Below are 25,380 nucleotides of genomic sequence, written 5' to 3' on the forward strand. Positions count from 1 at the left end.
TCAGCAATGCTCACAGGCGGCTGAGGTCGTTGACCAGGGCGAGCAGCATGACCCCGATGACCAGACTGATGCCGATCTGCATCCCCCAACCCTGAACCCGCTCAGACAAGGGGCGACCACGCACCCACTCGACCAGATAAAACAGCAGATGCCCACCATCCAGTACGGGAATGGGCAGCAGATTGAGAACCCCCAGGCTAATACTCAGATATGCAAGGAATTTCAGGAAATCCCCCAGCCCTGACTCAGCTGAAGCGCCCGCCACTTTAGCAATGGTTATCGGCCCACTCAAGTTTTTACCGAGAGCTCTCCGAACAGCATTTTCTTCAGCGAATCGAGGGTCAATAGGCTCATTGCCCAGGTTTGACGCACACCTTCGACGACACCCTCAAGCGGGCCGTAACGCACCTCGCGAAGCATCTCGGGAGGCCATTCGACACCCTGAACGCCCGCACCCAAGTAGCCGCTGCGGGCCTCACCCTCGCCACGCGACGCCAGGGTCAGCCTTACATCCTGCGCCTGCCCGTCGCGCTCGAAACGTAGCGTGACCGTCTCGCCCGGCAACGCACGCACACGATCGACCAGGTCTTGCCAATCGGCCAGCGGCTGATCATCGAGTGCCAGCAGGCGATCCCCCCCCTGCAGGCCGGCACCGTAGGCCGGCCCCTTGGTATCGACTTCAGCCAAGACCGGCTCCAGCACCGGACGCCAGGGACGAATACCCAGCGATCCAATCGGGTCCGGCTCGTCGACACCGCGCAACCAGTTGTCCAGCTGCACTTGCTTCGGCGTTTCAACCGTAGAGCCCGGCTCGATCACACGCAGGTCGAGCGTGCCGCTTTCACCCAGGCGCCGTACCAGTTGCAGATTGACCGCCGCCCAGCCGCTGGTGGCTTCACCATTGACCGCGACGATTTCCTGCCCCGCACGTAGCCCTGCCGCTTCCGCCAGGCTGTCCGGCTGCACCGCACCAATGACGGGGCGTACCTGCTGGCTGCCGAGCATGGCCACGAACCAGAAGAACAGCAGCGCCAGCAGGAAATTGGCCAACGGACCAGCGGCGACGATTGCGATACGCTGACGCACGGTCTTGCGATTGAAGGACTGCTCGACCAGCTCAGGCGGAACATCGCCCTCGCGCTCATCGAGCATCTTGACGTAGCCGCCCAGAGGAATGGCGGCGACGACGAATTCGGTACCGTGGCGATCATGCCAGCGCACCAATGGCGTGCCGAAGCCTACGGAAAAACGCAGAACCTTGACGCCGCAGCGCCGGGCCACCCAGAAGTGCCCATATTCGTGAAAGGTCACCAGGACACCCAATGCGATCAGGGTGCCAAGCAGCATATACAGCCCACTCATTTCACTTCTCCAGCCCTACGGGGCCGCTCAAGTTCCGACGCGCGCCAGCGCAACAGCGGTTTCATCAGCGCCCCGCTAGCCATTGAGCAGCCAGCTCTCGCGCCTGGGCATCCGCTTCGAATACCGCGTCGAGCGCTTCGACAGCCCTTACCGGCCGAGCGTTCAGCACGGACTCAATCATACGCGCGATATCGGTGAAACGGATGCGCCGCTGCAGGAAAGCCTCGACCGCCACTTCGTTGGCCGCATTGAGCATCGCTGGCGCACTACCACCAGCCTGCGCTGCCTCGCGCGCCAGCCGCAGACAGGGAAAACGCTGTTCGTCAGGGCGCTCGAAATCCAGGCGACCTACGCTAAACAGATCCAACGGAGACACTCCCGAATCGATACGTTCCGGCCAAGCCAGAGCGTGAGCGATAGGTGTGCGCATGTCCGGGTTACCCAACTGGGCCAGGACCGAACCGTCAACGTAGTCGACCAGCGAATGAATCACGCTCTGCCGGTGGATGACCACCTCGATCTGCTCGGGACGCGCATCGAACAACCAGCAGGCCTCGATCATCTCCAGGCCCTTGTTCATCATGCTCGCCGAATCGACCGAAATCTTGCGTCCCATCGACCAGTTCGGATGCGCGCAAGCCTGCTCCGGCGTGACGCGCTCCAGCTCGGCCAATGGTGTTTCGCGGAACGGCCCGCCAGAGGCGGTCAACAGAACCCTGCGCACACCAACAGCCTGCAGACCGCGCGCATAGTCGCCAGGTAGGCATTGGAAAATGGCGTTGTGTTCGCTGTCGATGGGCAGAAGAACCGCCCCGCTCTGCTTGACGGCCTGCATGAACAGGGCGCCGGACATCACCAGCGCTTCCTTGTTGGCCAGCAGCACTTTCTTGCCGGCCTGTACCGCGGCAAGCGTCGGCCTAAGCCCGGCAGCACCGACGATGGCGGCCATCACGCAGTCGACGGCCGCATCCGCCGAAACCGCGCACAACCCCTCTTCGCCGACCAGCACCTCGGTCGCCAGCCCGGCGGCGCGCAGCCTGCCCAGCAGATCGAGCGCTGAACGGTCATCGGGCACTACCGCGTAGCGCGGACGATGCTGAACACATAACACCTGCAGCTCTGCCAGGCGGGAAAAACCGGTCAGGGCAAAAACCTGGTAGCGCTCGGGATGGCGCGCAATCACATCCAACGTACTGAGGCCGATTGAGCCGGTCGCCCCCAGCACAGTGACTTGCTGCACCGTGCTCACAGCGCGCCCCAGCCGGCGAGCCACAGCAATGCGGCAAACACGGGAACAGCCGCGGTAAGGCTGTCGATACGGTCCAGTACGCCACCATGGCCCGGCAGCAGGTTACTGCTGTCCTTGATACCGGATTGGCGCTTGAACATGCTCTCGGTCAGATCACCAACCACGGAAATCAGCACGACCACAGCCGCGCCCGCCATAGCCAGCAACAATCCCGTGACGGACCACCCTTGCTGCAGCCCCACCAGGAAAGTGATCAGCAGACTGGCAGCAAGGCCGCCATACAACCCTTCCCAACTCTTGCCTGGGCTGACCTTGGGCGCCAGCTTGTGCTTGCCGAAGGCCTTGCCGGAGAAGTAGGCACCAATATCCGCCCCCCAAACCAGCACCATCACTGCGATGATCAGGCCATTGGCCTGCGGCCATTGCTTGAGCAGGACCAGACCTTGCCAGGCAGGCAGGAGAATCAGCAGGCCGATCAACAAGCGCCCCGGCACCCCGCCCCAGTAGCGACTGCTATCGGGATAGCTCAGCACCAGCAGGGTCGCGACCAGCCACCAGAGCACCGCCAGCACCAACAACACAGGCGCCAGGACCGGAGCCAGGTAGAGCAAACCGAGCAACACAGCCACCGCGACCGCATAAGCGACACGCAGCGACTGCGCCTCGAATCCTGCCAGCCGCGCCCATTCCCATGCACCCAGGGTAACCACCGCACCAATGAACAGCGCAAAGGCACCGCCGTCGAGCAGGAAAAACCCGCACAGGGCGATGGGCAACAGCACCAACGCCGTGATGATTCGTTGTTTGAGCATTAGGAGCGCGCCTCAGCTTCCACCTGCTCGCTGGTCTTGCCGAAGCGACGCTGGCGGGTAGCGAAATCGGCCAGCGCCTTGCGCATGGCCTCGTGCTTGAAGTCCGGCCAATACAGGTCGGAAAAGTACAGTTCGCTGTAAGCCAACTGCCACAGAAGGAAATTGCTTATGCGGTGCTCGCCCCCCGTGCGAATACACAGGTCAGGCAAAGGCAGATCACCGGTAGCCAGGCAGCCCTGGAGCAAGTGTGGAGTGATATCCTCTGGCTGCAGATGCCCCGCCTGCACCTCACGCGCCAGGCGCTGAGCGGCCTGAGCGATATCCCACTGACCACCATAATTGGCCGCGATCTGCAGGGTGAAACGGCGACTGCCGGCAGTCATCAGCTCGGCTTCGCGCATGGCAGCCTGCAGTTCGGGATGGAAACGCGAACGGTCGCCGATGATGCGCAGGCTGATGTCGTTATCCAATAGGCGCTTGGCCTCACGACGCAGCGCACCGAGGAACAACTCCATCAGCGCGCCGACCTCTTCGGCCGGGCGCTGCCAGTTTTCACTGGAAAAGGCGAACAGGGTTAGCACCTCGACACCCGACTCGGCACAGACTTCGATTACCGCGCGAACCGCATCGACCCCGGCCTTGTGCCCTGCCACGCCCGGCAACAGGCGCTTCTTCGCCCAGCGGTTGTTGCCATCCATGATGATGGCGACATGCCGCGGCACCGCCCCCTGCTTGTTCTTGTCCATGTATGGGCGCCCAGCCGTCAAACGGCCATCAGGTCCGCTTCTTTAACCTCGAGCGCCTTGTCTACATCACCGATGAACTTGTCGGTGATCTTCTGCAGCTCGTCAGCGGCACGACGCTCTTCGTCTTCGCTGATTTCCTTGGCCTTGGACAGTTTCTTCAACTCGGCCAGGGCATCACGACGCACGTTACGCACCGCGACCTTGGCATCTTCAGCAACCCCACGCGCCTGCTTGGTGTAGCCCTTGCGGGTTTCCTCGGTCAGGGCTGGCATCGGTACGCGAATGGTAGTGCCGGCGCTGCTCGGGTTCAGGCCCAGGTCGGAAGTCAGAATGGCCTTCTCGATGGCGGCACTGAGGTTCTTGTCGTGAGCGACGATCTTTAGGGTGCGCGCATCTTCGACGGTGATCGCGGCTACCTGATTGAGCGGCATGTCGCTGCCCCAGGCCGGGACCTTGATGCTGTCGAGAATGCTCGGATGGGCACGACCGGTACGAATGGACGCCAGGTTTCGACCCAGCGCCTCCAGGGACTTGCTCATGCGCTCCTGAGCATCTTTCTTGATGTCGTTGATCATTGTGCATCCTCCTCGATCAGAGTTCCTTCGGCGCCACCTACTACAACGTTCAGCAGGGCGCCGGGCTTGTTCATGTTGAAGACCCGCAGCGGCATGTTGTGATCGCGACACAGGCAGATGGCGGTCAGATCCATCACGCCCAGCTTGCGATCGAGCACCTCGTCATAGGTCAGGCGCTCGAACTTCTCGGCATGCGGGTCCTTGAACGGGTCGGCAGTGTACACGCCATCGACCTTGGTCGCCTTCAGAACCACGTCGGCATCGATCTCAATGGCACGCAGGCAGGCGGCCGAATCGGTGGTAAAGAAGGGGTTGCCGGTGCCCGCGGCGAAGATCACCACTTCACCCGTCTTCAGGTGACGCATGGCCTTGCGGCGGTCGTAATGATCGGTCACGCCGACCATGGAAATCGCCGACATGACGATGGCCGGAATGTTCGAGCGCTCCAGCGCATCACGCATGGCCAGCGCATTCATCACGGTCGCCAGCATGCCCATGTGGTCACCGGTAACGCGATCCATGCCGGCAGCGGACAGCGCAGCACCACGGAACAGGTTGCCGCCACCGATCACCAGGCCGACCTGCACGCCGATGCCGACCAATTGGCCGACTTCCAGCGCCATACGATCAAGGACCTTGGGATCGATGCCGAAATCTTCCGAGCCCATCAGGGCTTCGCCGCTAAGTTTGAGCAGAATGCGTTTGTAGCGAGGTTGGCGACCAGTTGTCTGCTGAGCCATTGCAAGTCTCTCCTGCGGCGATATGAAATTCTTGAGCAACGCGCTTGCGCGCTGCAACTATCCGGCACTTCGAACCTGCCGGCGACCGTAGGTTGCACGGCCGTTTGTACATTTGTCGCCCCTTATTCGGCAAAGAGGCTGCACGCGCAAGCGGGCAGCCTCTCTGGGACAACTGGCCTAACCGCCGATTACTGCTTGCTGGCAGCAACCTGAGCGGCAACTTCGGCAGCGAAGTCGGTCTCGGCCTTCTCGATGCCCTCGCCCACTTCGTAACGAACGAAGGAAACGACTTCGGCACCGGCTTTCTTGACCAGGTCACCGACCTTGACTTCCGGATCCATGATGAAGGCTTGCTCGACCAGGCTGGCTTCGGCCAGGAACTTGGCGATACGACCTTTGACCATGTTCTCGACGATGTTTTCCGGCTTGCCGGCGATCTTCTCGGCGTTCAGCTGCAGGAAGATTTCCTTTTCCTTGGCAACCAGTTCTTCGGAAACCTGGTCCGGGGAAACGACGGCCGGGTTGGAAGCGGCAACGTGCATGGCAACGTGCTTGGCCAGCTCGTCGTTGCCGCCTTTCAGGACAACCAGAACGCCGATGCGGTGGCCGTGCAGGTAGGCACCAACGGTTTCACCGGAAACAGCGGTCAGACGACGGATGTTGACGTTCTCGCCGCACTTGGCAACCAGCGCCTCACGAGCCGACTCGCGGGAAGCGATCAGCGGAGCAGCGTCGGTCAGGTTCTTTTCGAAGGCTTCGTCGATGCTTTCCTTGACGAAGGCCTTGAAGTCGTCCTGCAGAGCCAGGAAGTCGGTCTGCGAGTTGACTTCGATGATCACGCCACGGCCACCCTCGACGCGAACGGCGATGGAGCCTTCAGCGGCGATGTTGCCAGCCTTCTTGGCAGCCTTGATGGCACCGGAAGCGCGCATGTCATCAATGGCTTTCTCGATGTCGCCACCAGCGGCAACCAGGGCCTTCTTGCATTCCATCATGCCTTGGCCGGTACGCTCGCGCAGTTCTTTAACCAGGGCTGCAGTAATTTCTGCCATCTTGAAAATCCTCTCGGTAGGTCTTCAACCAAATCAAATCTTTGAGTGGCAAAAAGGGGGCCTAGCCCCCTTCTTGCACAGCGCATAACGCTAAATGCTTGGCGTTACCGCTTAGCCTTCGGCGCTCTCGGCCGCGGCTTCTTCGACGAACTCTTCAGTCGCGCCGCCAGCGTTGCTGCGACCACGGATCACGGCGTCAGCCATGGCACCCATGTACAGCTGGATGGCGCGGATGGCGTCGTCGTTACCCGGGATGATGTAGTCAACGCCTTCCGGGCTACTGTTGGTATCGACGATGCCGATGACCGGGATGCCCAGCTTGTTGGCTTCGGTGATAGCGATGCGCTCGTGGTCAACGTCGATCACGAACAGAGCGTCCGGCAGACCGCCCATGTCCTTGATACCACCCAGGCTGCGATCCAGTTTTTCCAGATCGCGGGAACGCATCAGGGCTTCTTTCTTGGTCAGCTTGGCGAAGGTGCCATCCTGGGACTGGGTTTCCAGCTCGCGCAGGCGCTTGATCGAAGCACGAATGGTCTTGTAGTTGGTCAGCATGCCGCCCAGCCAGCGGTGATCGACGAACGGCGAGCCGCAACGAGCAGCTTCTTCGCGAACGATCTTGCCAGCGGAACGCTTGGTGCCAACGAACAGAATCTTGTTCTTGCCAGCAGCCAGCTTTTCAACGAACGACAGGGCGTCGTTGAACATCGGCAGGGTTTTTTCGAGGTTGATGATGTGAATCTTGTTGCGCGCGCCGAAAATGTACTTGCCCATTTTCGGGTTCCAGTAACGGGTCTGGTGGCCGAAGTGCACACCGGCCTTCAGCATATCGCGCATGTTGACTTGGGACATGATAGTTCCTTGATAAGTCGGGTTAGGCCTCCACGCATCCCAGCTTCCAACCCCTCGAACTTGTCGAAAGGCACCCAGGAAACCGTGTCGATACGTGTGTGGGTTTAAGCTTTCGAGCGCAGTGCCCGTAAAGCGGCGCGTTTTATACCACACAAAGCCGGCTCCGGCTACAAAAGCTCGCAAAGAACACGACCATCGCGCGCCAGACCAACGTCACGCTCACGCTGGCCTTTGGGGCTGGCACGGCGAAGCTGCTAAGATATCGCCCTTTCCGTTCGTGCCCGAGAGCTTCATATGACCGTCACCATCAAATCCGCCGAAGAAATCGAGAAAATGCGCGTGGCTGGCCGCCTGGCCGCCGAAGTGCTGGAGATGATCGGCGAGCACGTCAAGCCGGGCGTCACCACCGAAGAACTGGATCGCATCTGCCATGACTATATCGTCAACGTGCAGAAGGCCATCCCCGCCCCGCTCAACTACAAGGGCTTTCCCAAATCGATCTGCACCTCGATCAACCACGTGGTGTGCCATGGCATTCCCAACGACAAGCCATTGAAGGATGGCGACGTGCTGAACATCGACATCACCGTGATCAAGGATGGCTACCACGGCGATACCAGCAAGATGTTCATGGTCGGCAAGGTCGCCGAATGGGCTGAGCGCCTGGCCAAGGTCACCCAGGAGTGCATGTATAAAGGTATCGAACTGGTCAAGCCGGGCACCCGCCTGGGCGACATTGGCGAAGTGATCCAGAAGCATGCCGAAAAGAACGGCTTCTCCGTGGTCCGCGAGTACTGCGGCCACGGCATCGGCGCCGTTTTCCACGAAGAGCCGCAGGTACTGCACTACGGCAAGGCCGGCACCGGCATGGAGCTCAAGGAAGGCATGACCTTCACCATCGAGCCGATGATCAACCAGGGCCGCCCGGAAACCCGCCTGCTCGGCGATGGCTGGACGGCCATCACCAAGGACCGCAAGCTTTCCGCGCAGTGGGAGCACACCGTGCTGGTTACCGCTGACGGCTACGAGATCCTGACCCTGCGCAGCGACGACACACTGCCACGCACCTCGGCCTGATCACCCCTACCCTATATAAGGAAGGCAATTGCATGCCGCAGATGGACCCCGAACTGTTTGACCGTGGTCAGTTCCAGGCCGAGCTGGCTCTCAAGTCCAGCCCCATCGCGGCATTCAAGAAGGCCATCCGCAGCGCGCGCGAAGTCCTTGATGCGCGTTTTCGCGATGGCCGCGACATTCGCCGCCTGGTCGAGGATCGCGCCTGGTTCGTCGACCAGATCCTGCAGGAGGCCTGGAAGCGCTTCGCCTGGAGCGAGGACGCCGACATCGCCCTGCTGGCAGTCGGCGGCTACGGCCGCGGCGAACTGCACCCCTACTCGGATATCGACCTGCTGATCCTACTGGGCAGCGATGATCACGAGATGTTCCGCGAGCCCATCGAAGGCTTCCTCACCCTGCTTTGGGATATCGGCCTGGAAGTCGGCCAGAGTGTGCGCTCGGTCGATGAATGCGCCGAAGAGGCGCGCGCCGACCTGACGGTGATCACCAACCTGATGGAAAGCCGCACCATCGCCGGCCCGGAGCGCCTGCGCCAGCGCATGCAGCAGGTCACCAGCACAGACCAGATGTGGCCGAGCAAGCACTTCTATCAGGCCAAGCGTGACGAGCGCAGAGCGCGCCACGCCAAGTACAACGACACCGAGTACAACCTCGAACCCAACGTCAAAGGTTCACCCGGTGGCCTGCGTGACATCCAGACCGTGCTCTGGGTCGCTCGCCGCCAGTTCGACACCCTCAATCTGCAAGCCCTGGTCGGCCAGGGCTTTCTGCTGGAGAGCGAATACGCCCTGCTCTCCTCCAGCCAGGAGTTCCTGTGGAAGGTGCGTTATGCCCTGCACATGCTCGCCGGGCGCGCGGAAGACCGCCTGCTGTTCGACTACCAGGCGAAGATCGCCGCCCTGTTCGGCTACAAGGATGGTGATGGCAAGCGCAGCATCGAGCACTTCATGCAGAAGTACTACCGGGTGGTGATGGGCATTTCCGAACTGTCGGACCTGATCAACCAGCACTTCGAGGAAGTCATCCTGCGCGCTGGCGAAAGCGGTCCGGCAACGCCATTGAACAGCCGCTTCCAGGTGCGCGACCGCTATATCGAGGTCACCCACCCGAACGTCTTCAAGCGCACGCCGTTCGCCATCATCGAAATCTTCGTGCTGATGGCGCAGCACCCGGAGATCAAGGGCGTACGCGCCGACAGCATCCGCCTGCTACGCGACAGCCGCCACCTGATCGATGACGACTTCCGCAAGGACATCCGCAACACCAGCCTGTTCATCGAGCTGTTCAAGTGCAAGGAAGGCATCCACCGCAACCTGCGCAGAATGAATCGCTACGGCATTCTCGGTCGCTACCTGCCGGAGTTCGGCCATATCGTCGGGCAAATGCAGCATGACCTGTTCCACATCTATACGGTCGATGCGCACACCCTCAACCTGATCAAGCACCTGCGCAAGTTCCGCTGGCCGGAGCTGGCGGAGAAGTTCCCGCTGGCCAGCAAGCTGATCGACAAGCTGCCCAAGCCGGAGCTGATCTACCTCGCCGGCCTCTACCACGATATCGGCAAGGGCCGCGGTGGCGATCACTCCGAGCTCGGCGCGGTGGATGCCGAAGCCTTCGCCCGTCGCCATCATCTGCCGGCCTGGGACAGCGCGCTGATCGTCTGGCTGGTGCAGCATCACCTGGTGATGTCCACCACCGCGCAGCGCAAGGACCTCTCCGACCCGCAGGTGATTCACGACTTCGCTCAATTCGTCGGCGACCAGACGCATCTGGATTATCTCTACGTGCTGACCGTGGCCGACATAAACGCTACCAACCCCAGCCTTTGGAATTCCTGGCGCGCCAGCCTGCTGCGCCAGCTCTACACCGAAACCAAGCGCGCCCTGCGCCGCGGCCTGGAAAACCCGCTGGATCGCGAAGAGCAGATTCGCCAGACGCAGAGCGCCGCCCTCGACATCCTGGTGCGCGGCGGAACCGACCCGGACGATGCCGAGCAGCTATGGAGCCAGCTCGGCGACGACTACTTCCTGCGCCACACGGCCAACGACGTGGCCTGGCACACCGACGCCATTCTCCAGCACCCCGACGATGGCGGCCCGCTGGTACTGATGAAGGAAACCACTCAGCGCGAGTTCGAGGGCGGCACGCAGATATTCATCTACGCACCGGACCAGCACGACTTCTTCGCCGTGACCGTGGCTGCCATGAGCCAACTCAACCTGAACATTCATGACGCGCGGATCATCACCTCCACCAGCCAGTTCACCCTGGACACCTACGTGGTGCTGGATGCAGATGGCGGCTCGATCGGCAACAATCCCGCCCGCATCCAGCAGATTCGCGAAGGACTGATCGAAGCGCTGAAGAACCCCGATGACTACCCGACCATCATCCAGCGTCGGGTACCGCGCCAGCTCAAGCACTTCGCCTTCGCCCCGCAGGTGACCATTCACAATGACGCGCAGCGGCCGGTGACCATCCTCGAGCTTACCGCCCCGGACCGCCCCGGACTGCTGGCACGGATCGGACGCATCTTCCTCGAATACGACCTGTCGCTGCAGAACGCCAAGATCGCCACCCTAGGCGAGCGCGTCGAAGACGTATTCTTCATTACCGACGACAAGGGCCAGCCGCTGTCCGACCCCGAGTTCTGCGCCCGCCTGCAGGAAGCGATCATCGCCAAGCTCGCCGAACCAAGTGCCCCGAGCACGACGCAGATCACCTTCTGAGCACCTGGATGCGGCGGGCGCCGCATCCAGGGCCAGACTCAGATCCTGAAGCTGTCTACCAGTTGCTTGAGCCGACGGACCTGCTGATCCAGCTCGGTACAGGCACTGAGGCTGGACTGCAGGTTGCGTACACCATCCTGGTTCAACGTGTTGATCTCGGTGATGTCCATGTTCAGGCTCTCGATCACCGAGGTTTGCTCCTCGGTAGCGGTCGCCACTGACTGGTTCATGCCGTCGATCTCACCGATGCGCCGGGTCACGCCGCGCAGGTTCTCGCCGGCCTGCCCACCGATGCGCACACTGTCGTCACTGAAGCGACGACTCTCGGCCATGGTCGCCACGGCGTCACGGGCTCCAGCCTGCAGTTGCTCGATCATCTGCTGGATCTCCAGCGCCGAGCTCTGCGTACGCTGCGCCAGGTTGCGCACCTCATCGGCGACCACGGCAAAACCTCGCCCGGCCTCACCGGCACGCGCCGCCTCGATGGCGGCGTTGAGCGCCAGCAGGTTGGTCTGCTCGGAAATGCCCTTGATCACATCGAGAATCTGGCCGATGTCGTTGCTCTTCTCGCTGAGCAGTTCGATATGCCGACCGGAAGCCTGGATCTTCTCCGACAGCTCCCCCATCGAACTCAGGGTCCGTTCCACCATGCCCTGGCCTTCCTCGGCGTCACGGCGCGCATCACTGGCCTGCACGGAAGCATCGGCAGCATTGCGCGCGATCTCCTGGGCGGCTGCACCGAGCTCGTTGATCGCGGCGGCGACGCTGTCGGTGCGCGCGGCCTGTTCACTGGAGTTACCCATGGAGGCATTGGACGCCTGCACCACGGTGCTGACCCGTGCATGCACCTCGCGGGTCGCGGAGGCCACTTCGCGGATGGATTCGTGAATACGCTCGACGAAGCGGTTGAAGGCCCCCGCCAACTCACCGAACTCGTCGCCGGAGGCGATCGTCAGGCGCTGGGTCAGATCCCCCTCACCTTCGGCGATGCCGCCCATGGCGTGGCTCATCACGTGCAGCGGACGCAGCAGGATACGGATCAGCGCACCAAGCAGGATCAGGATGGCAACCACGCCGATGATCGTGACCATCAGCGCAGACACGCGAAACTCGCTGAGCGCGGCGAACGCCTTGCCCTCATCGACGGATAAACCGACGTACCAGCGCACGCCCGACAGCCCCTTCACTGGCAGGAAGGTGACCAGACGAGCGCTACCCTCGATGGACGAAGCATCCTGCAGGCCAGGTTGCAGACGTGGTGCACCGCTGGGGAATAGGTCCGCCAGGGTCTTGAGCACCAGGCTCTTGTCGGGATGCACCAGCACCGTGCCCTTCTCGTCGACCAGGAAGGCGTAGCCCATGCCGCCGAGATCGAAGGAATTGAGGATGTCATCAACCGTCTGCAATTTCAGGTCGCCGCCGACCACACCCTGCAGGGCACCGCCAACGCTGACCGGTCGGGTGATGGTGATCAGCAGACCGTCACGCGGATCGGCCGCCAGGTAAGGCTCGGTAAGGCCTGGCCCGCTGCTGCCCACCGCACTCTTGTACCAGGGACGCTGACGCGGATCGTAACCGGCAGGCAACTCGCTGGCCGGGAACTGGGTATAGGTGCCGTCAGCCTGGCCGAAGTAGGCATAAAGGAAGGCCGATGCGATGCTGCGATGCTGCAGGTTGCGGCGCAGTGGTTCGGGCGAGCTGTCGTCCTGGACGGATTCGGCGAGGTTATCCAGCAACTGCATGCGCCCATCGAGCCAGTGCTGGATGTTGCCAGTGGAGACGATTCCGACGTCGTTCAGATAGTTGGACAGATTGTCGCGGATCGCATTGCGTTGCAGGTAATCGTTATACAAGGCAAATGACGCGAAAGCCGCGATGACCACCAGGGAAGCAGCCAGCATGATCTTGTGACTGAATTTGAGGGTGCGCATGGAGAGAACTCGCCGGAAGAAGGGATGAACGGGTGACATGAGGATTATCGGCTGAGCGTGTGCCGTCTTGAGCTACACAGGCATCGGTTTGGCGACCTAAACGGATGGAAAACGGACGGACAAAGGGAATTTCCCCAAAGGGCCTGCCGTGCTAGTGTCGCCAGCTTTGTCGCCGCCTCACAAAGGACCCGTCGGATCATCATGAACCACGCCCTCGCCCAGTTGCAGCCCTACCCGTTCGAAAAGCTCCGCGCCCTGCTTGCCGGCGTGCAACCTGCCGCCGACCGCTCGCCGATCGCCCTGTCGATCGGCGAGCCCAAGCACCGCTCACCGGACTTCGTCGGCCAGGCCCTGACCGCCAACCTCGACAAGCTGGCTGTGTATCCGACCACCCTGGGCCTGCCCGAACTGCGCCAGAGCATTGCCAACTGGTGCGAACGCCGTTTCGGCGTGCCGGCAGGCTGGCTGGATGCCGCGCGCCACGTGCTGCCGGTCAACGGTACGCGCGAGGCGCTGTTCGCCTTCACCCAGACGGTGGTCGACCGCGATGCCAGGGGCCTGGTAGTCAGCCCCAATCCGTTCTATCAGATCTACGAAGGCGCCGCGTTCCTTGCCGGTGCCGAGCCGCACTATCTGCCGTGCCTGGAAGCTCACGGCTTCAACCCGGATTTCGAGGCAGTGCCGGCAGAGGTCTGGCAACGCTGCCAGATCCTGTTCCTCTGCTCGCCCGGCAATCCCACCGGCGCGCTGATCCCGGTCGAGACTCTGAAAAAACTGATCGCCCTGGCTGATGAACACGACTTCGTCATCGCCGCCGACGAGTGCTACAGCGAACTGTACTTCGACGAAGATACTCCGCCTCCGGGCCTGCTCAGCGCCTGCGCCGAGCTGGGCCGCAGCGATTTCAAACGCTGCGTGGTATTCCATAGCCTGTCCAAGCGCTCCAACCTGCCGGGCCTGCGCTCGGGCTTCGTCGCCGGCGACGCCGAGATCCTCAAGGATTTCCTGCTCTATCGCACCTACCACGGCTGTGCCATGCCGGTGCAGACCCAGCTGGCCAGCGTAGCGGCCTGGAACGACGAGGCGCATGTGCGCGCCAACCGTGATCTGTATCGTGAGAAGTTCGATGCGGTGCTGAAAATTCTGGCCCCGGTGATGGACGTTCAGCGCCCGGATGGCGGCTTCTATCTGTGGGCTCGCACGCCGGGTGACGACACCCTGTTCACCCGCGACCTGTTCGCCAGCGAACACGTGACGGTGGTGCCGGGCTCGTACCTGTCGCGTGAGGTCGATGGCGTCAATCCGGGCGCCGGACGCGTGCGCATGGCGCTGGTCGCGCCCCTGGCAGAATGCATCGAGGCCGCCGAGCGCATCGCCCGCTTCATTCGCGGCGCCTGAAGCCCTCTATAGTCGTGGCTAAAGCCCCTCCCCCAGGAACCTGGCATACGGAGGGCCTGAGCCCGTAGGGCGGGTGCAACCCGCCCCCTGCCCGCTGCCGAGGCAGGGCCCGGCGGATTGTTCGCTTCGCGCCTGAATCCGCCCTACGAATGAACGCGGGCGCCTCAGCTATTGTGTAGACGCGCCTCGGCGATATCCAGATCGCGCAGAATTTCGGTCAGCATGTCGTCATCCAGCTCGTTGTCCTTACGCATGCGGTACAGCTCCAGCCGCTGAGTGCGCAGTGCCTGCAGACGCAGGCGGTACTCCAGACGATCCACTTCGCGCTGCTGCTCCCGCGACTCCTCGCCGTCGCGGGCACGCTCGAGCAGGTCGCGGTATTCGCTCATCAGCCGGGCCTTGACCTCCGCCGAGGAAATCGCGCCCTCGGCATTGGCCGCGCGCTCGTCCTCGGATTCCAGGTAGCGAATCGCCGACTCCAGTATCACTGCACGATGACGATTGAGTTCACGCTCGCGCAAGGCCGCATTGTCCTGAGGCAGGCGCGGCAATATCCGCGGTAAAGCCACACTGGCCACCAGCAGCGAGAGCAGGATCACCCCGGCGGCGAGCAGAATCAGCAGATCACGCTGGGGAAACGCCTGGCCACTGTTGAGCAGCAACGGCAGCGACATCACGCCAGCCAGGGTTACCGCCCCACGCACGCCGCCCAGGGTCAGCACTGCGCTCAGCGCGATACGGGACTGCCCGGCGAAACGCGTCGGCTCGCCACGCAGGCGGCGCACCGCCCCGGAAACCCGCCAGTAGCCGTAGACCCAGACGAAACGCAGCAGCATCAGAATCGCGTAGATCGCCACCACCATGCCTAGCGCCTCGAGGGCGAACAGCCAGGGCGCCTCATGCATGCCCAGCGCGGCATCGAGAATGTCAGGCAACTGCAAGCCGAGCAGCAGGAAGATCAGGCCGTTGAATGTGAACTCCAGTAAGGTCCAGACGCTGCGATTGAGCAGGCGCGTGGAGGTCTGCCTGGGCAGCAGATCGAGGCGGCTCTGCATCATCCCTGCCGCCACTGCGGAAAGAATACCGGACAGCCCCAGATGCTCGGCGGCGACATAGGCGGCGAATGGCAGCAACAACAGCAACAGTACGTGCGGTGCTGGGTCTTCCCAGCCACGGGCGATCATCCAGGCGCGCAAACGCCCCAGCAGGTAGCTCAGGGCCACACCAACGGCCAGGCCACCGAAGGCCACCAGCACGAATTGCACACCAGCGTCGGTAATCGAGAACACCCCGGTCAGGGTCGCTGCCACGGCGAATTTGAACGCCACCAGGCCCGAGGCGTCGTTCATCAGCGCCTCGCCCTGCAGCAAATTGTTCAAGGTGCTCGGCAGGCGCCCATGGGTGATCGCCGACACCGCCACGGCGTCGGTCGGCGACAACACGGCGGCCAGCGCGAAGCAGGCAGCGAGTGGCACCTGAGGCAACAACCAGTGAATGAAGTGTCCGGCGCCAAGGATGGTGAAAAACACTAGGGCGAAGGCCAGCAACAGGATCGGCGTGCGCAACTGGCGGAACTGCCCCTTGGGCATTCGCCAACCATCGACGAACAGCAGCGGCGGGATGAATAGCAGCAAAAACAGCTCAGGCTCGAGGCGCACATGCAGCCCCAGCACGGGTATCGCCAGCAGCGCGCCGATCAATATCTGCAGCAGCGGTAGCGGCAACGGGATGAACTGAGCGGTAATGCGGGTGCCACTGACCACCAGTAGCATGGTCAGGATGGTGTAGAGCAGTTGCATGGGACCAACCTCGATGGAGCAGGCCCCATTCTAGAGGCTTGCTTGCCTTTGGTGCGAGCCACCCGGCCGCCGACGCCACAACGCAGACGCTACCCGGCGCTCATGGCATAATGCTCGGCCAAAATTTCGAAGACAGACCGCGCCCGCCTAGTGGGGCGCCAGCAACATAGGAAGTGCAATGAGCTACGTCCTCTACGGCATCAAAGCCTGCGACACCATGAAGAAGGCCCGCACCTGGCTCGATGAGCACAAGGTCAACTACGCCTTTCACGACTACAAGAGCGCGGGCATCGACCGCGCCAGCCTGGAAAAGTGGTGCAACGAGCACGGCTGGGAAACCATCCTGAACCGCGCCGGCACGACTTTCCGCAAGCTCGATGACGCACAGAAAGCCGACCTCGACCAGGCCAAGGCCATCGACCTGATGCTAGCCCAACCGTCGATGATCAAGCGCCCGGTACTCGATATGGGCGGCAAGACCCTGGTCGGTTTCAAACCGGATAACTACCAAGCCGCGCTGGCCTGAACAATCTCACCCCGATTTCGTTGCAAGGAACCCATCTATGAGCACCTCCCTCTTCAGCATCGCCTTCGGCGTTGGCACCCAGAACCGCCAGGGCAACTGGCTGGAAGTCTTCTATGCACTGCCGCTGCTCAATCCGACCAGCGAACTGGTGGCCAAGGCCGCCGAGAAGCTCGGCTATCAGGGCGGCAACCAGGCCATCGCCTTCAGCACTGCACAAGCTGCCGATCTGGCTGAAGCGCTGAAAGGCGTGGACGCGGCTCAAGCGGCACTGCTGACCCGCCTGGCCGAAAGCCACAACCCGCTGGTCGCCACTTTCCTGGCTGAGGATGCTGCACCGACCAGCACCCCGGAGGCCTATCTCAAGCTGCACCTGCTGTCGCATCGTCTGGTCAAGCCACACGGCCTGAGCCTGGCGGGCATCTTCCCGCTGCTGCCCAACGTCGCCTGGACCAGCCAGGGTGCTGTCGACCTGAACGAGCTGGCCGAGCGTCAGCTGGAAGCGCGCCTGAAGGGCGAGCTTCTGGAAGTGTTCTCGGTGGATAAATTCCCGAAAATGACCGACTACGTGGTGCCGGCTGGCGTACGTATCGCCGACAGTGCTCGCGTGCGCCTGGGTGCCTACATCGGCGAAGGCACCACCGTGATGCACGAAGGTTTCGTCAACTTCAACGGCGGTACCGAAGGTCCGGGCATGATCGAAGGCCGTGTCTCCGCTGGCGTGTTCGTCGGCAAGGGATCGGACCTGGGCGGCGGCTGCTCTACCATGGGCACCCTGTCCGGCGGCGGCAACATCATCATCAGCGTTGGCGAAGGTTGCCTGATCGGCGCCAACGCCGGCATCGGTATCCCGCTGGGCGACCGCAATACCGTGGAAGCCGGCCTGTACATCACCGCCGGCACCAAGGTGAACCTGCTCGACGAGGGCAACGCCCTGGTCAAGGTGGTCAAGGCGCGCGACCTGGCTGGCCAGCCAGACCTGCTGTTCCGTCGCAACTCGCTGACCGGTGCCGTGGAGTGCAAGACCCACAAGTCGGCCATTGAGCTGAACGAAGCCCTGCACGCTCACAACTAAGAGGCAGCGCCAAGCTGCAAGCTACAAGCCGCAAGCGTTGCGGCTCGAACTTGCAGCTTGCGGCTTGAAGCTCATGGCTCTCAACTCCCCCTGGCGTGCCGATTTCCCCGGCATTCTCGCTCTCGCAGCCGAAGGCCAGACCTATCTGGACAGCGCCGCCACTGCACAGAAACCGCAGGCGGTGCTGGACGCTCTGCTCGGCTACCTGGCCAGCGGCGTTGCCAACGTGCATCGCGCCCAGCACCTGCCGGGCGAGCGCGCTACCCGCGCGTTCGAGGCGACACGAGGTAAGGCTGCGCAGTGGCTGAATGCGGCCAGCGCCGAGGAGATCATCTTTACCCGCGGTAGCACCGAATCCCTCAACCTGCTGGCCTATGGCCTGGAGCACCTACTGCAGCCCGGTGAGCAGATCGTCATCAGTGCGCTGGAGCACCACGCCAACCTGCTGCCCTGGCAGCAACTGGCCCAGCGCCGCGGCTTGGAGTTGGTAGTCCTACCGCTGAACGACAGCGGTAGCATCGACCTGGCCCAGGCCGCCCGGCTGATCGGACCGCGCACCCGCCTGCTGGCGGTTTCGCAACTGTCCAACGTGCTGGGTCGCTGGCAGCCGCTGGACGAATTGTTGGCGCTGGCGCGCACGCAAGGCGCCCTCACTGTGGTCGATGGAGCACAAGGCGCAGTGCATGGTCGCCATGACCTGCAGGCACTGGGCTGCGACTTCTACGTGTGCTCGTCGCACAAGCTCTACGGCCCCGATGGGGTTGGCTTGCTTTACGGACGCAGCGAGGCGCTTGGCCAGCTGCGGCATTGGCAATTCGGCGGCGAGATGGTGCTCGACGCCGACTATCAGCAAGCGCGCTTTCGCCCGGCGCCGCTCGGCTTCGAGGCCGGCACGCCGGCAGTGTCCGCCGTGATAGCGCTGGGCGCCACGCTGGACTGGCTCAATAGCCTCGATCAACCAGCGGTGGCTCATCATGAATCAGCCCTGCATGCTGAACTGCTGAGCGGCCTGCTGGCACGTGACGACGTTCGCCTGCTGGGCCGGCCACAGTTGGCACTGGCCAGTTTCTGCGTCGACGGCGTACATAACGCCGACCTCGCGCACCTGCTCAGCGAACAGGGTATCGCCGTACGGGCCGGCCACCACTGCGCCATGCCACTGATGAAAAGCCGGGGCCTGAGTGGTGCGATACGTGTCTCGCTCGGTCTGTACAACGATGGCGAAGATCTGCAGCGATTCTTCAGCGCCCTGGATAATGCTCTGGAGCTGCTGCGATGAAGCAAGGTCAATGGTTCGTCGTAGGAGCGGCTTCAGCCGCGAATATCGGCGCCCGGACCATCGCGGCTGAAGCCGCTCCTACATGCTACGGAAGTCTCTCACCATGAGCCTGTCAGTCGCCGCTCAAGAGACACTGCAAGCCTTCACCGCCTGCCCAGGCTGGGAACAGCGCGCCCGCCTGTTGATGCAATGGGGCGAGCGCCTGGAGCCTCTGAGCGATGCCGAACGGGTCGATGAGCACCGCGTGCATGGCTGCGAAAGCCTGGTCTGGCTCGTTGCCGAACGCCGCGACGGGCGCCTGCACTTTCGCGCCGGCAGCGATGCCCGCCTGCTGCGTGGTTTGCTGGCCGTGCTGCTGGTCCGAGTGGAGAGCCTGAGCGATGAACAACTGGCCTCGCTCGACCTGGCCGACTGGTTCACCCAACTCGGCCTGCAACGTCAGCTCTCTCCCTCTCGCAGCAACGGTCTGAATGCGGTGTTGCAGCGAATGAGGACACTGGCGCGGGAAAGCTAGGGTTTGTACGAAAAGTCGGCGAGCGAAGGTCAGACGAGGCAAAAACGGGTGAGGAAGCGGAGTTTACGAGCTGTAAATGAGCATTCCGAACCCGTTTTTAACGAAGCATCACCGAGCGCAGGCACTTTTCGTACAGAGCCTAGACGCAGCGCCAGCTCAGTCGGCAGCAATAGGTTATATTCCCGCCCCCAAAAAACTCATGGAGCGAGTCATGCCTGCCATCGTGCGCATCGGGCTAAGTGCCCTGGCAACCCTGGTCGTACTGTATTTCAGTCCGCAACGGGTTCTACCCCGTTAGCACGGACACTTTCGAGTAAGCTCACACCGAGCTGAAGGAGTGTTCATGAAGCGCAAGAAATACAGTCCTGAGTTCAAGCGGGAAGCCATCGAACTGGTTCGTCGTTCAGGGGCGAGCTGCCGGCAGGTGGCCTTGGAGATTGGTGTTGCCCCCAACCTGCTCACACGCTGGGTGCGGGAGGCGCAACCAAGCACTGAGAAAGCCTTTCCTGGAACGGGAAGTCCGCGGGATGAGGAGCTTGCCCGTCTCAAGCGCGAGTTGGCCCGAGTAACCAAGGAACGTGATTTTTTAAGAGACGCGGCAGCGTACTTTGCCAAGGAGTCATCGAGCGGTACACGATGATCCAGCGCTGCCGCAACGAGTACCCGGTACGATTGATGTGCCGTTGCCTGAAGGTTTCTGCCAGCGGCTATTACGCCTGGCAGGATCGTGAACCAAGCGCGCGAGCTCAGGAGAATGCGCGCTTGGTGAAGCGCATTCGGGAGATTCACGAGGACAGCCGGGGCGTGATTGGAGCGCCACGAATGCACGAGGATTTGCTCGACGAGGGCGAAGTCGTCAGCCTGAACCGAGTTGCTCGCCTGATGGCGGCTGAGCGAATTCAAGGCTGGCCACGCCGGAAACGACGTGGCTTTGGAAGAGTCGCCAGTGGCCGCCCAGCAGGCGTGAAAAACCTCCTGGAGCGCGATTTCACTGCACAGGAACCAGAGCGCAAGTGGGTCACGGACATCACGGAAATAGCCACACTGGAAGGCAAACTCTTCCTGTGCGTAGTGCTCGACCTGTACAGCAAGCTGGTGATCGGTTGGTCGATGCATCACCGCCAGGATCGGCAAATGGTGATCCGTGCAGTGGAGATGGCAATCTGGCAGCGCCAGGGTGACTGGTCAGTGATCCTGCATTCGGATCGCGGTAGCCAATTCACCAGTGCTGACTACCAGCGCTTTCTCAACCGCAACACGTTGGTGTGCAGCATGAGTGCCGTCGGGCATTGCGGCGACAACGCTGCTTGTGAGGGTTTCTTCGGTCAGCTCAAACGGGAGCGGGTTGCCCATCAGTCGTATCGAACTCGCGATGAGGCACGAGCGGATCTCTTCGACTACATCGAGCGGTTCCATAACCCACGAATGCGTCGTAGAGTCGCCCGGCAAGATCTGAAGTTTTCAGCCCTTTTCAAACCGTCCGTGGAAATGGGGTAGAACCCCTTTCATCCTTGCCACGCTTGTAGAACACCAGTCCTTCGAGCACATGGGCCAGCAACACATCGCTGCAGGATCGGTAGCCGGGCTCGTCCTCACGCAGCAGGCAGGCCGTGATCAGGCCCGGCTCGACGGAATAGTCGGCCAATTGGCAGAAAGCCTCCAGCGTGCCATCGCTGACATCCAGCAGATAGCGCAGGCTGCGCAGCACATCGTTGTTAAGCATGTGGAAAACTCGTGAGAGAAGAAGGTCGGCAGGCGTGGCTCAGTCCCGCACCGCCTGGGTCTGTGTGCTGGGCTTCCAGTCATCGGCGTTACCGGAATTGAGCGCCTGCTGCAGGCGTTGCAGGTCGCCACGCTCGGCAAAGTCGCGCAGCCTGGCATTGAACAAGCGCAGTAGCTTGATGCCCTCGGGGTCATCCTTGCGAAACAGCAAACGCAGTGGCTCGGTGTTCAATTGACGGGGATGATGGACGATATTGCCGCTATCTGCCGGAAACAGGCGGCGCAGCATGGCGTAGCCCACCGCGCGATCCTGCGGATGCAGATCGACTCGACCGAGCTCCAGCAGGCGGAAACTGGTGTCCTCCTTGCCGTTCTGCACGACATTCAGGCGTCCGGCCTGCAGCGCTTCGTCGAATGCCGGACCATAGGAATAGCCGAGCGTGGTACCGATGCGGTACTTGAGCAGGTCCTCGACCGTGGTCCAGTCGAACGCCTGGTCACGACGATGGAACAGAACGATTTCCCCACGCACCAGTGGATCGCTGCAGATACCGTAATTGAGCCGGCTGGGCGTGCAGCTATAGGGCATGATCGCGTGCAACTGGCCCTGCTGCAGCATCAGCACGTTGCGATCCCAGGGGTGGAAGATGAACTCGACCCGGTAGTCCGCGTCGGCAAAAACCGCGCTGATCAGTCGTGGCAGAGCGCCGCCATCACTGCGCTCCTGGTCGACATAAGGCGCCCAGTCGCCGGTACCGATACGCAGCGTCTTCGGCTCGGCCTGAGCGGGCACAAGCACGACCAGCAAAACGGGCAACGTCAGGCAGGTGAGCATCCGAGCCCAGCGTCTCCTCAGCGAGACGCAAAAAATCAGGTACGACACAAAGCACCTCTGCTACGGATCATGTTCGACGCCTCCCTGTCTGCTGCTGCAACCTCTCCTCTGCCCCAGCATAGTCAAGCGCAACGTGCGCGGGCTTTTTTCAATCCCTGGGCTGACGCTCTGCCGGGCGACGTGCGCCCGCCACCAGCTTGTCCACCAACTTGGCCGCCGCGGCCATACCAAAACTGGCGGTAACCATCATCACCGCGCCGAAGCCACCCGCACAGTCGAGTTTCACCCCCTCACCGACGAAGCCCTTGGCCTGGCACACCGTGCCATCCGGCTTGGGGTAACGCAGCTGCTCGGTTGAGAACACGCAGGGCACGCTGTAGGTACGCCCCGGCGTGCGGGAAAATCCATAATCGCGGCGCAACATCGAACGCACCTTGGCGGCCAGAGGATCATTGAAGGTCTTGTTCAGGTCGGTGACCTGAATCTGCGTCGGGTCGACCTGCCCACCCGCACCGCCGGTGGTGACGATCTGGATCTTGCGCCGCTTGCACCAGGCGATCAGCGCGGCCTTGGCCGGCACGCTGTCGATGCAATCGATCACACCGTCCAACTGCTCGGTGATGTACTCGGCCATGGTCTCGCGGGTAACGAAATCGGCTACGGCGTGCACCACGCAAGCCGGGTTGATGGCCCGGATACGCGCAGCCATCTCGTCGACCTTGGCCTTGCCCGCCGCGCCTTCGACAGCATGTACCTGGCGATTGGTGTTGGTGATGCAGACATCATCCAGATCGAACAGCGATATCTCGCCCACACCCGAACGCGCCAGCGCCTCGGCCGCCCACGAGCCCACACCGCCGATGCCGACCACCGCCACGTGCGCCGCAGCCAGGCGCTGATAGCCCCCCTGGCCGTATAGCCGGGCTATGCCGCCGAATCGCTGATCGTCTGTGTTCATCTCACCCCCCTGTAGGAAGGCGCGCATTATAGGGATAGCCTCTCTCCCACCCAAGCCTGCCGTGCAAGCCAACCGTCGGTCTGCCAAAACAGACTGCATCGCGGCGAATGCGCCGCGTAGCGCGCCTGATGAACTGATCGACAACGACTTTTGCTTTAAGATGGCCAACCTTCACGCCAGCCGCCGTACCGGAGCCGTAATGACCCCCACCCTCACCCCGACCCTGGAACTCGCCTTCGACCTGATTCGTCGCCCGTCCGTGACCCCGGTCGACGAAGGCTGCCAGGAACTGATGATGCGGCGCCTGGCCGCCTGCGGCTTCGAGGTGGAACGCATGCGCATCGAAGAGGTGGAGAATTTCTGGGCCAAACGCGGTGGCGACGGCCCGGTGCTGTGCTTCGCCGGCCACACCGATGTGGTGCCCACCGGCCCGCTGGACGCCTGGCAGTACCAGCCGTTCGACGTGCGCGTGGACGAAGAAGGCATGCTCTGCGGCCGTGGCGCGGCGGACATGAAAGGCAGCCTGGCGAGCATGATCATCGCCGTCGAGCGCTTCGTCGCAGAGCATCCGAACCATAAGGGCGCGATCAGCTTCCTGATCACCAGCGACGAGGAAGGCCCGGCGCAGCATGGCACCAAGGCCGTGGTCGAGCGCCTGCGCGAACGCGGCGAGCGCCTGGACTGGTGCATCGTCGGCGAGCCGTCGAGCACCAGCCTGCTTGGTGACGTGGTCAAGAACGGGCGCCGCGGCTCGCTCGGCTGCACCCTCACCGTCTACGGCAAGCAGGGCCATGTCGCCTACCCGCACCTGGCGAAGAACCCGATTCATCTCGCTGCCCCGGCCCTGGCCGAACTGGCCGCCGAGCACTGGGATCACGGCAACGATTACTTCCCGCCGACCAGCTTCCAGGTGTCCAACCTCAACTCGGGCACCGGCGCCACCAACGTTATCCCAGGCGAACTGAAGGCGGTGTTCAACTTCCGCTTCTCCACCGAATCCACCGTCGAAGGCCTGCAGCAGCGCGTCACCGCCATTCTCGACAAGCATGGCCTGGACTATCACCTGGAGTGGGCGCTGTCCGGCCTGCCTTTCCTCACCCAACCGGGTGACCTGCTCGACGCCGTAGCCGCCAGCATCAAGAACGTCACCGGCCGCGACACCACCCCCTCGACCAGCGGCGGTACTTCCGATGGGCGCTTTATCGCTACCCTGGGCACCCAGGTGGTCGAGCTTGGCCCGGTCAACGCCACCATTCACCAGATCAACGAACGCGTGCTGGCCAGCGATCTCGATCTGCTCACCGAGGTTTATTACCAGACCATGGTGAAACTCCTCGCATGAGCCTGATCTGCCCCATCTGCCAGGCCCCGCTAGAGCCGAGCACCAGCGGCCTGGCCTGCGCAAACCGCCACAGCTTCGACCGCGCCCGGCAGGGCTACTACAACCTGCTGCCGGTGCAGCACAAGAACAGTCGTGACCCCGGCGACAACGCCGCCATGGTCGAGGCGCGCCGACGCTTTCTCGACGGTGGTCACTATGCCCCGCTGGCCGCGCGCCTGGCAGCACTGGCGGCCGAATACCAGCCAGCACGCTGGCTGGATATCGGCTGCGGCGAGGGCTACTACACCGAGCAGATCGCCCACGCTCTGCCCCACGCCGATGGCTATGCCCTGGATATCTCCCGCGAGGCGATCAAACGTGCCTGCAAACGCGCGCCGCAACTGAGTTGGCTGGTGGCGAGCATGGCTCGCGTGCCATTGGCCGATGCCAGTTGCGAACTGCTCGCCAGCGTTTTCAGCCCGCTCGACTGGAGCGAGGCCAAACGCCTGCTCGCCCCCGGCGGCGGCCTGCTGCGCATGGGCCCAACCCGCGTGCACCTGATGGAACTGCGCCAGAAGCTGTACGACGAAGTACGCGACTACGACGACGAAAAGCACCTGGCGCTGATCCCTGCGGGCATGCGCCTGGCCCACAGCGAGACACTGCAGTTCCCACTGCACCTCGCCGACACCCAAACCCGCGCCGACCTGCTGGCCATGACCCCACACGGCTGGCGCGCCAGTGCCGAACGCCGTGAAGCAGTGATCGCCGAGCCCTTCGAAGTTACCGTCGCCATCCGCTACGATTGGATCGTCAAAACTCAGGAATGAA

22 protein-coding genes and 1 pseudogene are annotated in these 25,380 nt (G+C 62.5%); 10 read left to right on the plus strand and 13 right to left on the minus strand.

What is annotated here, in order from left to right; genetic code table 11:
- Positions 1–10: 10 nt before the first annotated feature.
- The 8 genes and pseudogenes from rseP to rpsB form a co-directional block, all read right to left on the minus strand.
- A pseudogene (gene rseP, locus EL191_RS15685) lies at positions 11–1,362 on the minus strand (sigma E protease regulator RseP).
- A 64-nt stretch (positions 1,363–1,426) separates the two neighbouring features.
- Positions 1,427–2,611 (minus strand): 1-deoxy-D-xylulose-5-phosphate reductoisomerase, encoded by a 1,185-nt coding sequence (gene ispC, locus EL191_RS15690; protein WP_041981061.1) that lies wholly within the window; start codon positions 2,609–2,611, stop codon positions 1,427–1,429.
- Entirely contained in the window at positions 2,608–3,423 is an 816-nt protein-coding gene (locus EL191_RS15695) for a phosphatidate cytidylyltransferase (protein WP_041981062.1), read from the minus strand. Before EL191_RS15695 ends, ispC begins: the two co-directional genes overlap by 4 nt.
- Positions 3,423–4,169, minus strand: coding sequence for a polyprenyl diphosphate synthase (uppS, locus tag EL191_RS15700; RefSeq protein WP_013716421.1), 747 nt, complete (start codon positions 4,167–4,169; stop codon positions 3,423–3,425). Before uppS ends, EL191_RS15695 begins: the two co-directional genes overlap by 1 nt.
- Before the next feature lie 17 nt (positions 4,170–4,186).
- Positions 4,187–4,744: a ribosome recycling factor gene (frr, locus tag EL191_RS15705; RefSeq protein ID WP_013716422.1), complete on the minus strand. Its 558-nt coding sequence runs from the start codon at positions 4,742–4,744 to the stop codon at positions 4,187–4,189.
- Positions 4,741–5,484 (minus strand): UMP kinase, encoded by a 744-nt coding sequence (gene pyrH, locus EL191_RS15710; protein WP_004424012.1) that lies wholly within the window; start codon positions 5,482–5,484, stop codon positions 4,741–4,743. The genes frr and pyrH overlap by 4 nt, the downstream gene beginning before the upstream one ends.
- A gap of 188 nt (positions 5,485–5,672) precedes the next feature.
- Positions 5,673–6,536, minus strand: a complete 864-nt coding sequence (tsf, locus tag EL191_RS15715) for a translation elongation factor Ts (protein ID WP_013716423.1) — start codon at positions 6,534–6,536, stop codon at positions 5,673–5,675.
- Between the two features lie 111 nt (positions 6,537–6,647).
- Positions 6,648–7,388, minus strand: coding sequence for a 30S ribosomal protein S2 (rpsB, locus tag EL191_RS15720; protein ID WP_013716424.1), 741 nt, complete (start codon positions 7,386–7,388; stop codon positions 6,648–6,650).
- Between the two features lie 294 nt (positions 7,389–7,682).
- On the opposite strand from rpsB, the gene map reads away from it, so the two are divergent.
- Entirely contained in the window at positions 7,683–8,465 is a 783-nt protein-coding gene (gene map, locus EL191_RS15725; protein ID WP_013716425.1) for a type I methionyl aminopeptidase, read from the plus strand.
- Between the two features lie 32 nt (positions 8,466–8,497).
- Entirely contained in the window at positions 8,498–11,194 is a 2,697-nt protein-coding gene (locus EL191_RS15730) for a [protein-PII] uridylyltransferase (protein WP_041981063.1), read from the plus strand.
- Positions 11,195–11,232: 38 nt separating this feature from the next.
- On the opposite strand, the gene EL191_RS15735 is transcribed toward EL191_RS15730, so the two are convergent.
- A complete protein-coding gene (locus EL191_RS15735) occupies positions 11,233–13,125 on the minus strand; it encodes a methyl-accepting chemotaxis protein (RefSeq protein ID WP_013716427.1) in 1,893 nt (630 codons plus the stop codon).
- Between the two features lie 201 nt (positions 13,126–13,326).
- On the opposite strand from EL191_RS15735, the gene dapC reads away from it, so the two are divergent.
- Entirely contained in the window at positions 13,327–14,523 is a 1,197-nt protein-coding gene (gene dapC / locus EL191_RS15740) for a succinyldiaminopimelate transaminase (protein ID WP_013716428.1), read from the plus strand.
- A gap of 164 nt (positions 14,524–14,687) precedes the next feature.
- Here the strand turns inward: dapC and EL191_RS15745 are convergent, their stop codons facing one another.
- Positions 14,688–16,322 (minus strand): Na+/H+ antiporter, encoded by a 1,635-nt coding sequence (locus EL191_RS15745; RefSeq protein WP_013716429.1) that lies wholly within the window; start codon positions 16,320–16,322, stop codon positions 14,688–14,690.
- 178 nt (positions 16,323–16,500) lie between these two features.
- Here EL191_RS15745 and EL191_RS15750 point away from each other — a divergent pair, with 178 nt between their 5' ends.
- The 5 genes from EL191_RS15750 (at position 16,501) to EL191_RS15775 (ending at position 21,210) form a co-directional block, all read left to right on the plus strand.
- Positions 16,501–16,848, plus strand: a complete 348-nt coding sequence (locus EL191_RS15750; RefSeq protein WP_041981064.1) for an ArsC family reductase — start codon at positions 16,501–16,503, stop codon at positions 16,846–16,848.
- A gap of 37 nt (positions 16,849–16,885) precedes the next feature.
- Complete coding sequence (gene dapD / locus EL191_RS15755; protein ID WP_013716431.1) at positions 16,886–17,920, plus strand: 2,3,4,5-tetrahydropyridine-2,6-dicarboxylate N-succinyltransferase; 1,035 nt, start codon at positions 16,886–16,888, stop codon at positions 17,918–17,920.
- Between the two features lie 73 nt (positions 17,921–17,993).
- A complete protein-coding gene (locus EL191_RS15760; RefSeq protein ID WP_041981065.1) occupies positions 17,994–19,199 on the plus strand; it encodes an aminotransferase class V-fold PLP-dependent enzyme in 1,206 nt (401 codons plus the stop codon).
- A gap of 103 nt (positions 19,200–19,302) precedes the next feature.
- On the plus strand, positions 19,303–19,713 hold the full coding sequence (locus tag EL191_RS15765; RefSeq protein WP_041981066.1) for a SufE family protein: 411 nt from the start codon (positions 19,303–19,305) through the stop codon (positions 19,711–19,713).
- 343 nt (positions 19,714–20,056) lie between these two features.
- Positions 20,057–21,210, plus strand: a protein-coding gene (locus EL191_RS15775; RefSeq protein WP_455580179.1) for an IS3 family transposase whose coding sequence is annotated in 2 segments (ribosomal slippage) — positions 20,057–20,294 and positions 20,294–21,210 — 1,155 coding nt in all. Because the reading frame shifts where the segments join, the coding sequence is not laid out codon by codon here.
- Here EL191_RS15775 and EL191_RS15780 read toward each other — a convergent pair.
- The 3 genes from EL191_RS15780 to tcdA form a co-directional block, all read right to left on the minus strand.
- The gene (locus EL191_RS15780) at positions 21,185–21,436 is read right to left on the minus strand and encodes a DUF1456 family protein (RefSeq protein WP_232005482.1); all 252 of its coding nucleotides are present in this window, start codon (positions 21,434–21,436) and stop codon (positions 21,185–21,187) included. The genes EL191_RS15775 and EL191_RS15780 overlap by 26 nt on opposite strands.
- A gap of 39 nt (positions 21,437–21,475) precedes the next feature.
- Complete coding sequence (locus EL191_RS15785) at positions 21,476–22,270, minus strand: substrate-binding periplasmic protein (protein ID WP_041980049.1); 795 nt, start codon at positions 22,268–22,270, stop codon at positions 21,476–21,478.
- Between the two features lie 148 nt (positions 22,271–22,418).
- A complete protein-coding gene (tcdA, locus tag EL191_RS15790; RefSeq protein WP_041980047.1) occupies positions 22,419–23,228 on the minus strand; it encodes a tRNA cyclic N6-threonylcarbamoyladenosine(37) synthase TcdA in 810 nt (269 codons plus the stop codon).
- A gap of 199 nt (positions 23,229–23,427) precedes the next feature.
- Here tcdA and dapE point away from each other — a divergent pair, with 199 nt between their 5' ends.
- Complete coding sequence (dapE, locus tag EL191_RS15795; protein WP_013716438.1) at positions 23,428–24,570, plus strand: succinyl-diaminopimelate desuccinylase; 1,143 nt, start codon at positions 23,428–23,430, stop codon at positions 24,568–24,570.
- Entirely contained in the window at positions 24,567–25,379 is an 813-nt protein-coding gene (locus tag EL191_RS15800; RefSeq protein WP_041980045.1) for a putative RNA methyltransferase, read from the plus strand. The genes dapE and EL191_RS15800 overlap by 4 nt, the downstream gene beginning before the upstream one ends.
- The last annotated feature ends 1 nt before the right edge of the window (position 25,380 follow it).

The organism is Pseudomonas mendocina (assembly GCF_900636545.1).
Classification (GTDB): domain Bacteria; phylum Pseudomonadota; class Gammaproteobacteria; order Pseudomonadales; family Pseudomonadaceae; genus Aquipseudomonas; species Aquipseudomonas mendocina.

Coding starts and splice junctions, on each gene's coding strand:
- frr (WP_013716422.1), bottom strand. CDS start 4,744: ATGATCAACGACATCAAGAAAGATGCTCAGGAGCGCATGAGCAAGTCC.
- dapD (WP_013716431.1), top strand. CDS start 16,886: ATGAGCACCTCCCTCTTCAGCATCGCCTTCGGCGTTGGCACCCAGAAC.
- map (WP_013716425.1), top strand. CDS start 7,683: ATGACCGTCACCATCAAATCCGCCGAAGAAATCGAGAAAATGCGCGTG.
- rpsB (WP_013716424.1), bottom strand. CDS start 7,388: ATGTCCCAAGTCAACATGCGCGATATGCTGAAGGCCGGTGTGCACTTC.
- EL191_RS15765 (WP_041981066.1), top strand. CDS start 19,303: ATGAGCCTGTCAGTCGCCGCTCAAGAGACACTGCAAGCCTTCACCGCC.
- uppS (WP_013716421.1), bottom strand. CDS start 4,169: ATGGACAAGAACAAGCAGGGGGCGGTGCCGCGGCATGTCGCCATCATC.
- EL191_RS15800 (WP_041980045.1), top strand. CDS start 24,567: ATGAGCCTGATCTGCCCCATCTGCCAGGCCCCGCTAGAGCCGAGCACC.
- EL191_RS15745 (WP_013716429.1), bottom strand. CDS start 16,322: ATGCAACTGCTCTACACCATCCTGACCATGCTACTGGTGGTCAGTGGC.
- EL191_RS15735 (WP_013716427.1), bottom strand. CDS start 13,125: ATGCGCACCCTCAAATTCAGTCACAAGATCATGCTGGCTGCTTCCCTG.
- EL191_RS15750 (WP_041981064.1), top strand. CDS start 16,501: ATGAGCTACGTCCTCTACGGCATCAAAGCCTGCGACACCATGAAGAAG.
- pyrH (WP_004424012.1), bottom strand. CDS start 5,484: ATGGCTCAGCAGACAACTGGTCGCCAACCTCGCTACAAACGCATTCTG.
- EL191_RS15730 (WP_041981063.1), top strand. CDS start 8,498: ATGCCGCAGATGGACCCCGAACTGTTTGACCGTGGTCAGTTCCAGGCC.
- EL191_RS15780 (WP_232005482.1), bottom strand. CDS start 21,436: ATGCTTAACAACGATGTGCTGCGCAGCCTGCGCTATCTGCTGGATGTC.
- dapE (WP_013716438.1), top strand. CDS start 23,428: ATGACCCCCACCCTCACCCCGACCCTGGAACTCGCCTTCGACCTGATT.
- dapC (WP_013716428.1), top strand. CDS start 13,327: ATGAACCACGCCCTCGCCCAGTTGCAGCCCTACCCGTTCGAAAAGCTC.
- EL191_RS15760 (WP_041981065.1), top strand. CDS start 17,994: ATGGCTCTCAACTCCCCCTGGCGTGCCGATTTCCCCGGCATTCTCGCT.
- EL191_RS15695 (WP_041981062.1), bottom strand. CDS start 3,423: ATGCTCAAACAACGAATCATCACGGCGTTGGTGCTGTTGCCCATCGCC.
- tcdA (WP_041980047.1), bottom strand. CDS start 23,228: ATGAACACAGACGATCAGCGATTCGGCGGCATAGCCCGGCTATACGGC.
- tsf (WP_013716423.1), bottom strand. CDS start 6,536: ATGGCAGAAATTACTGCAGCCCTGGTTAAAGAACTGCGCGAGCGTACC.
- EL191_RS15785 (WP_041980049.1), bottom strand. CDS start 22,270: ATGCTCACCTGCCTGACGTTGCCCGTTTTGCTGGTCGTGCTTGTGCCC.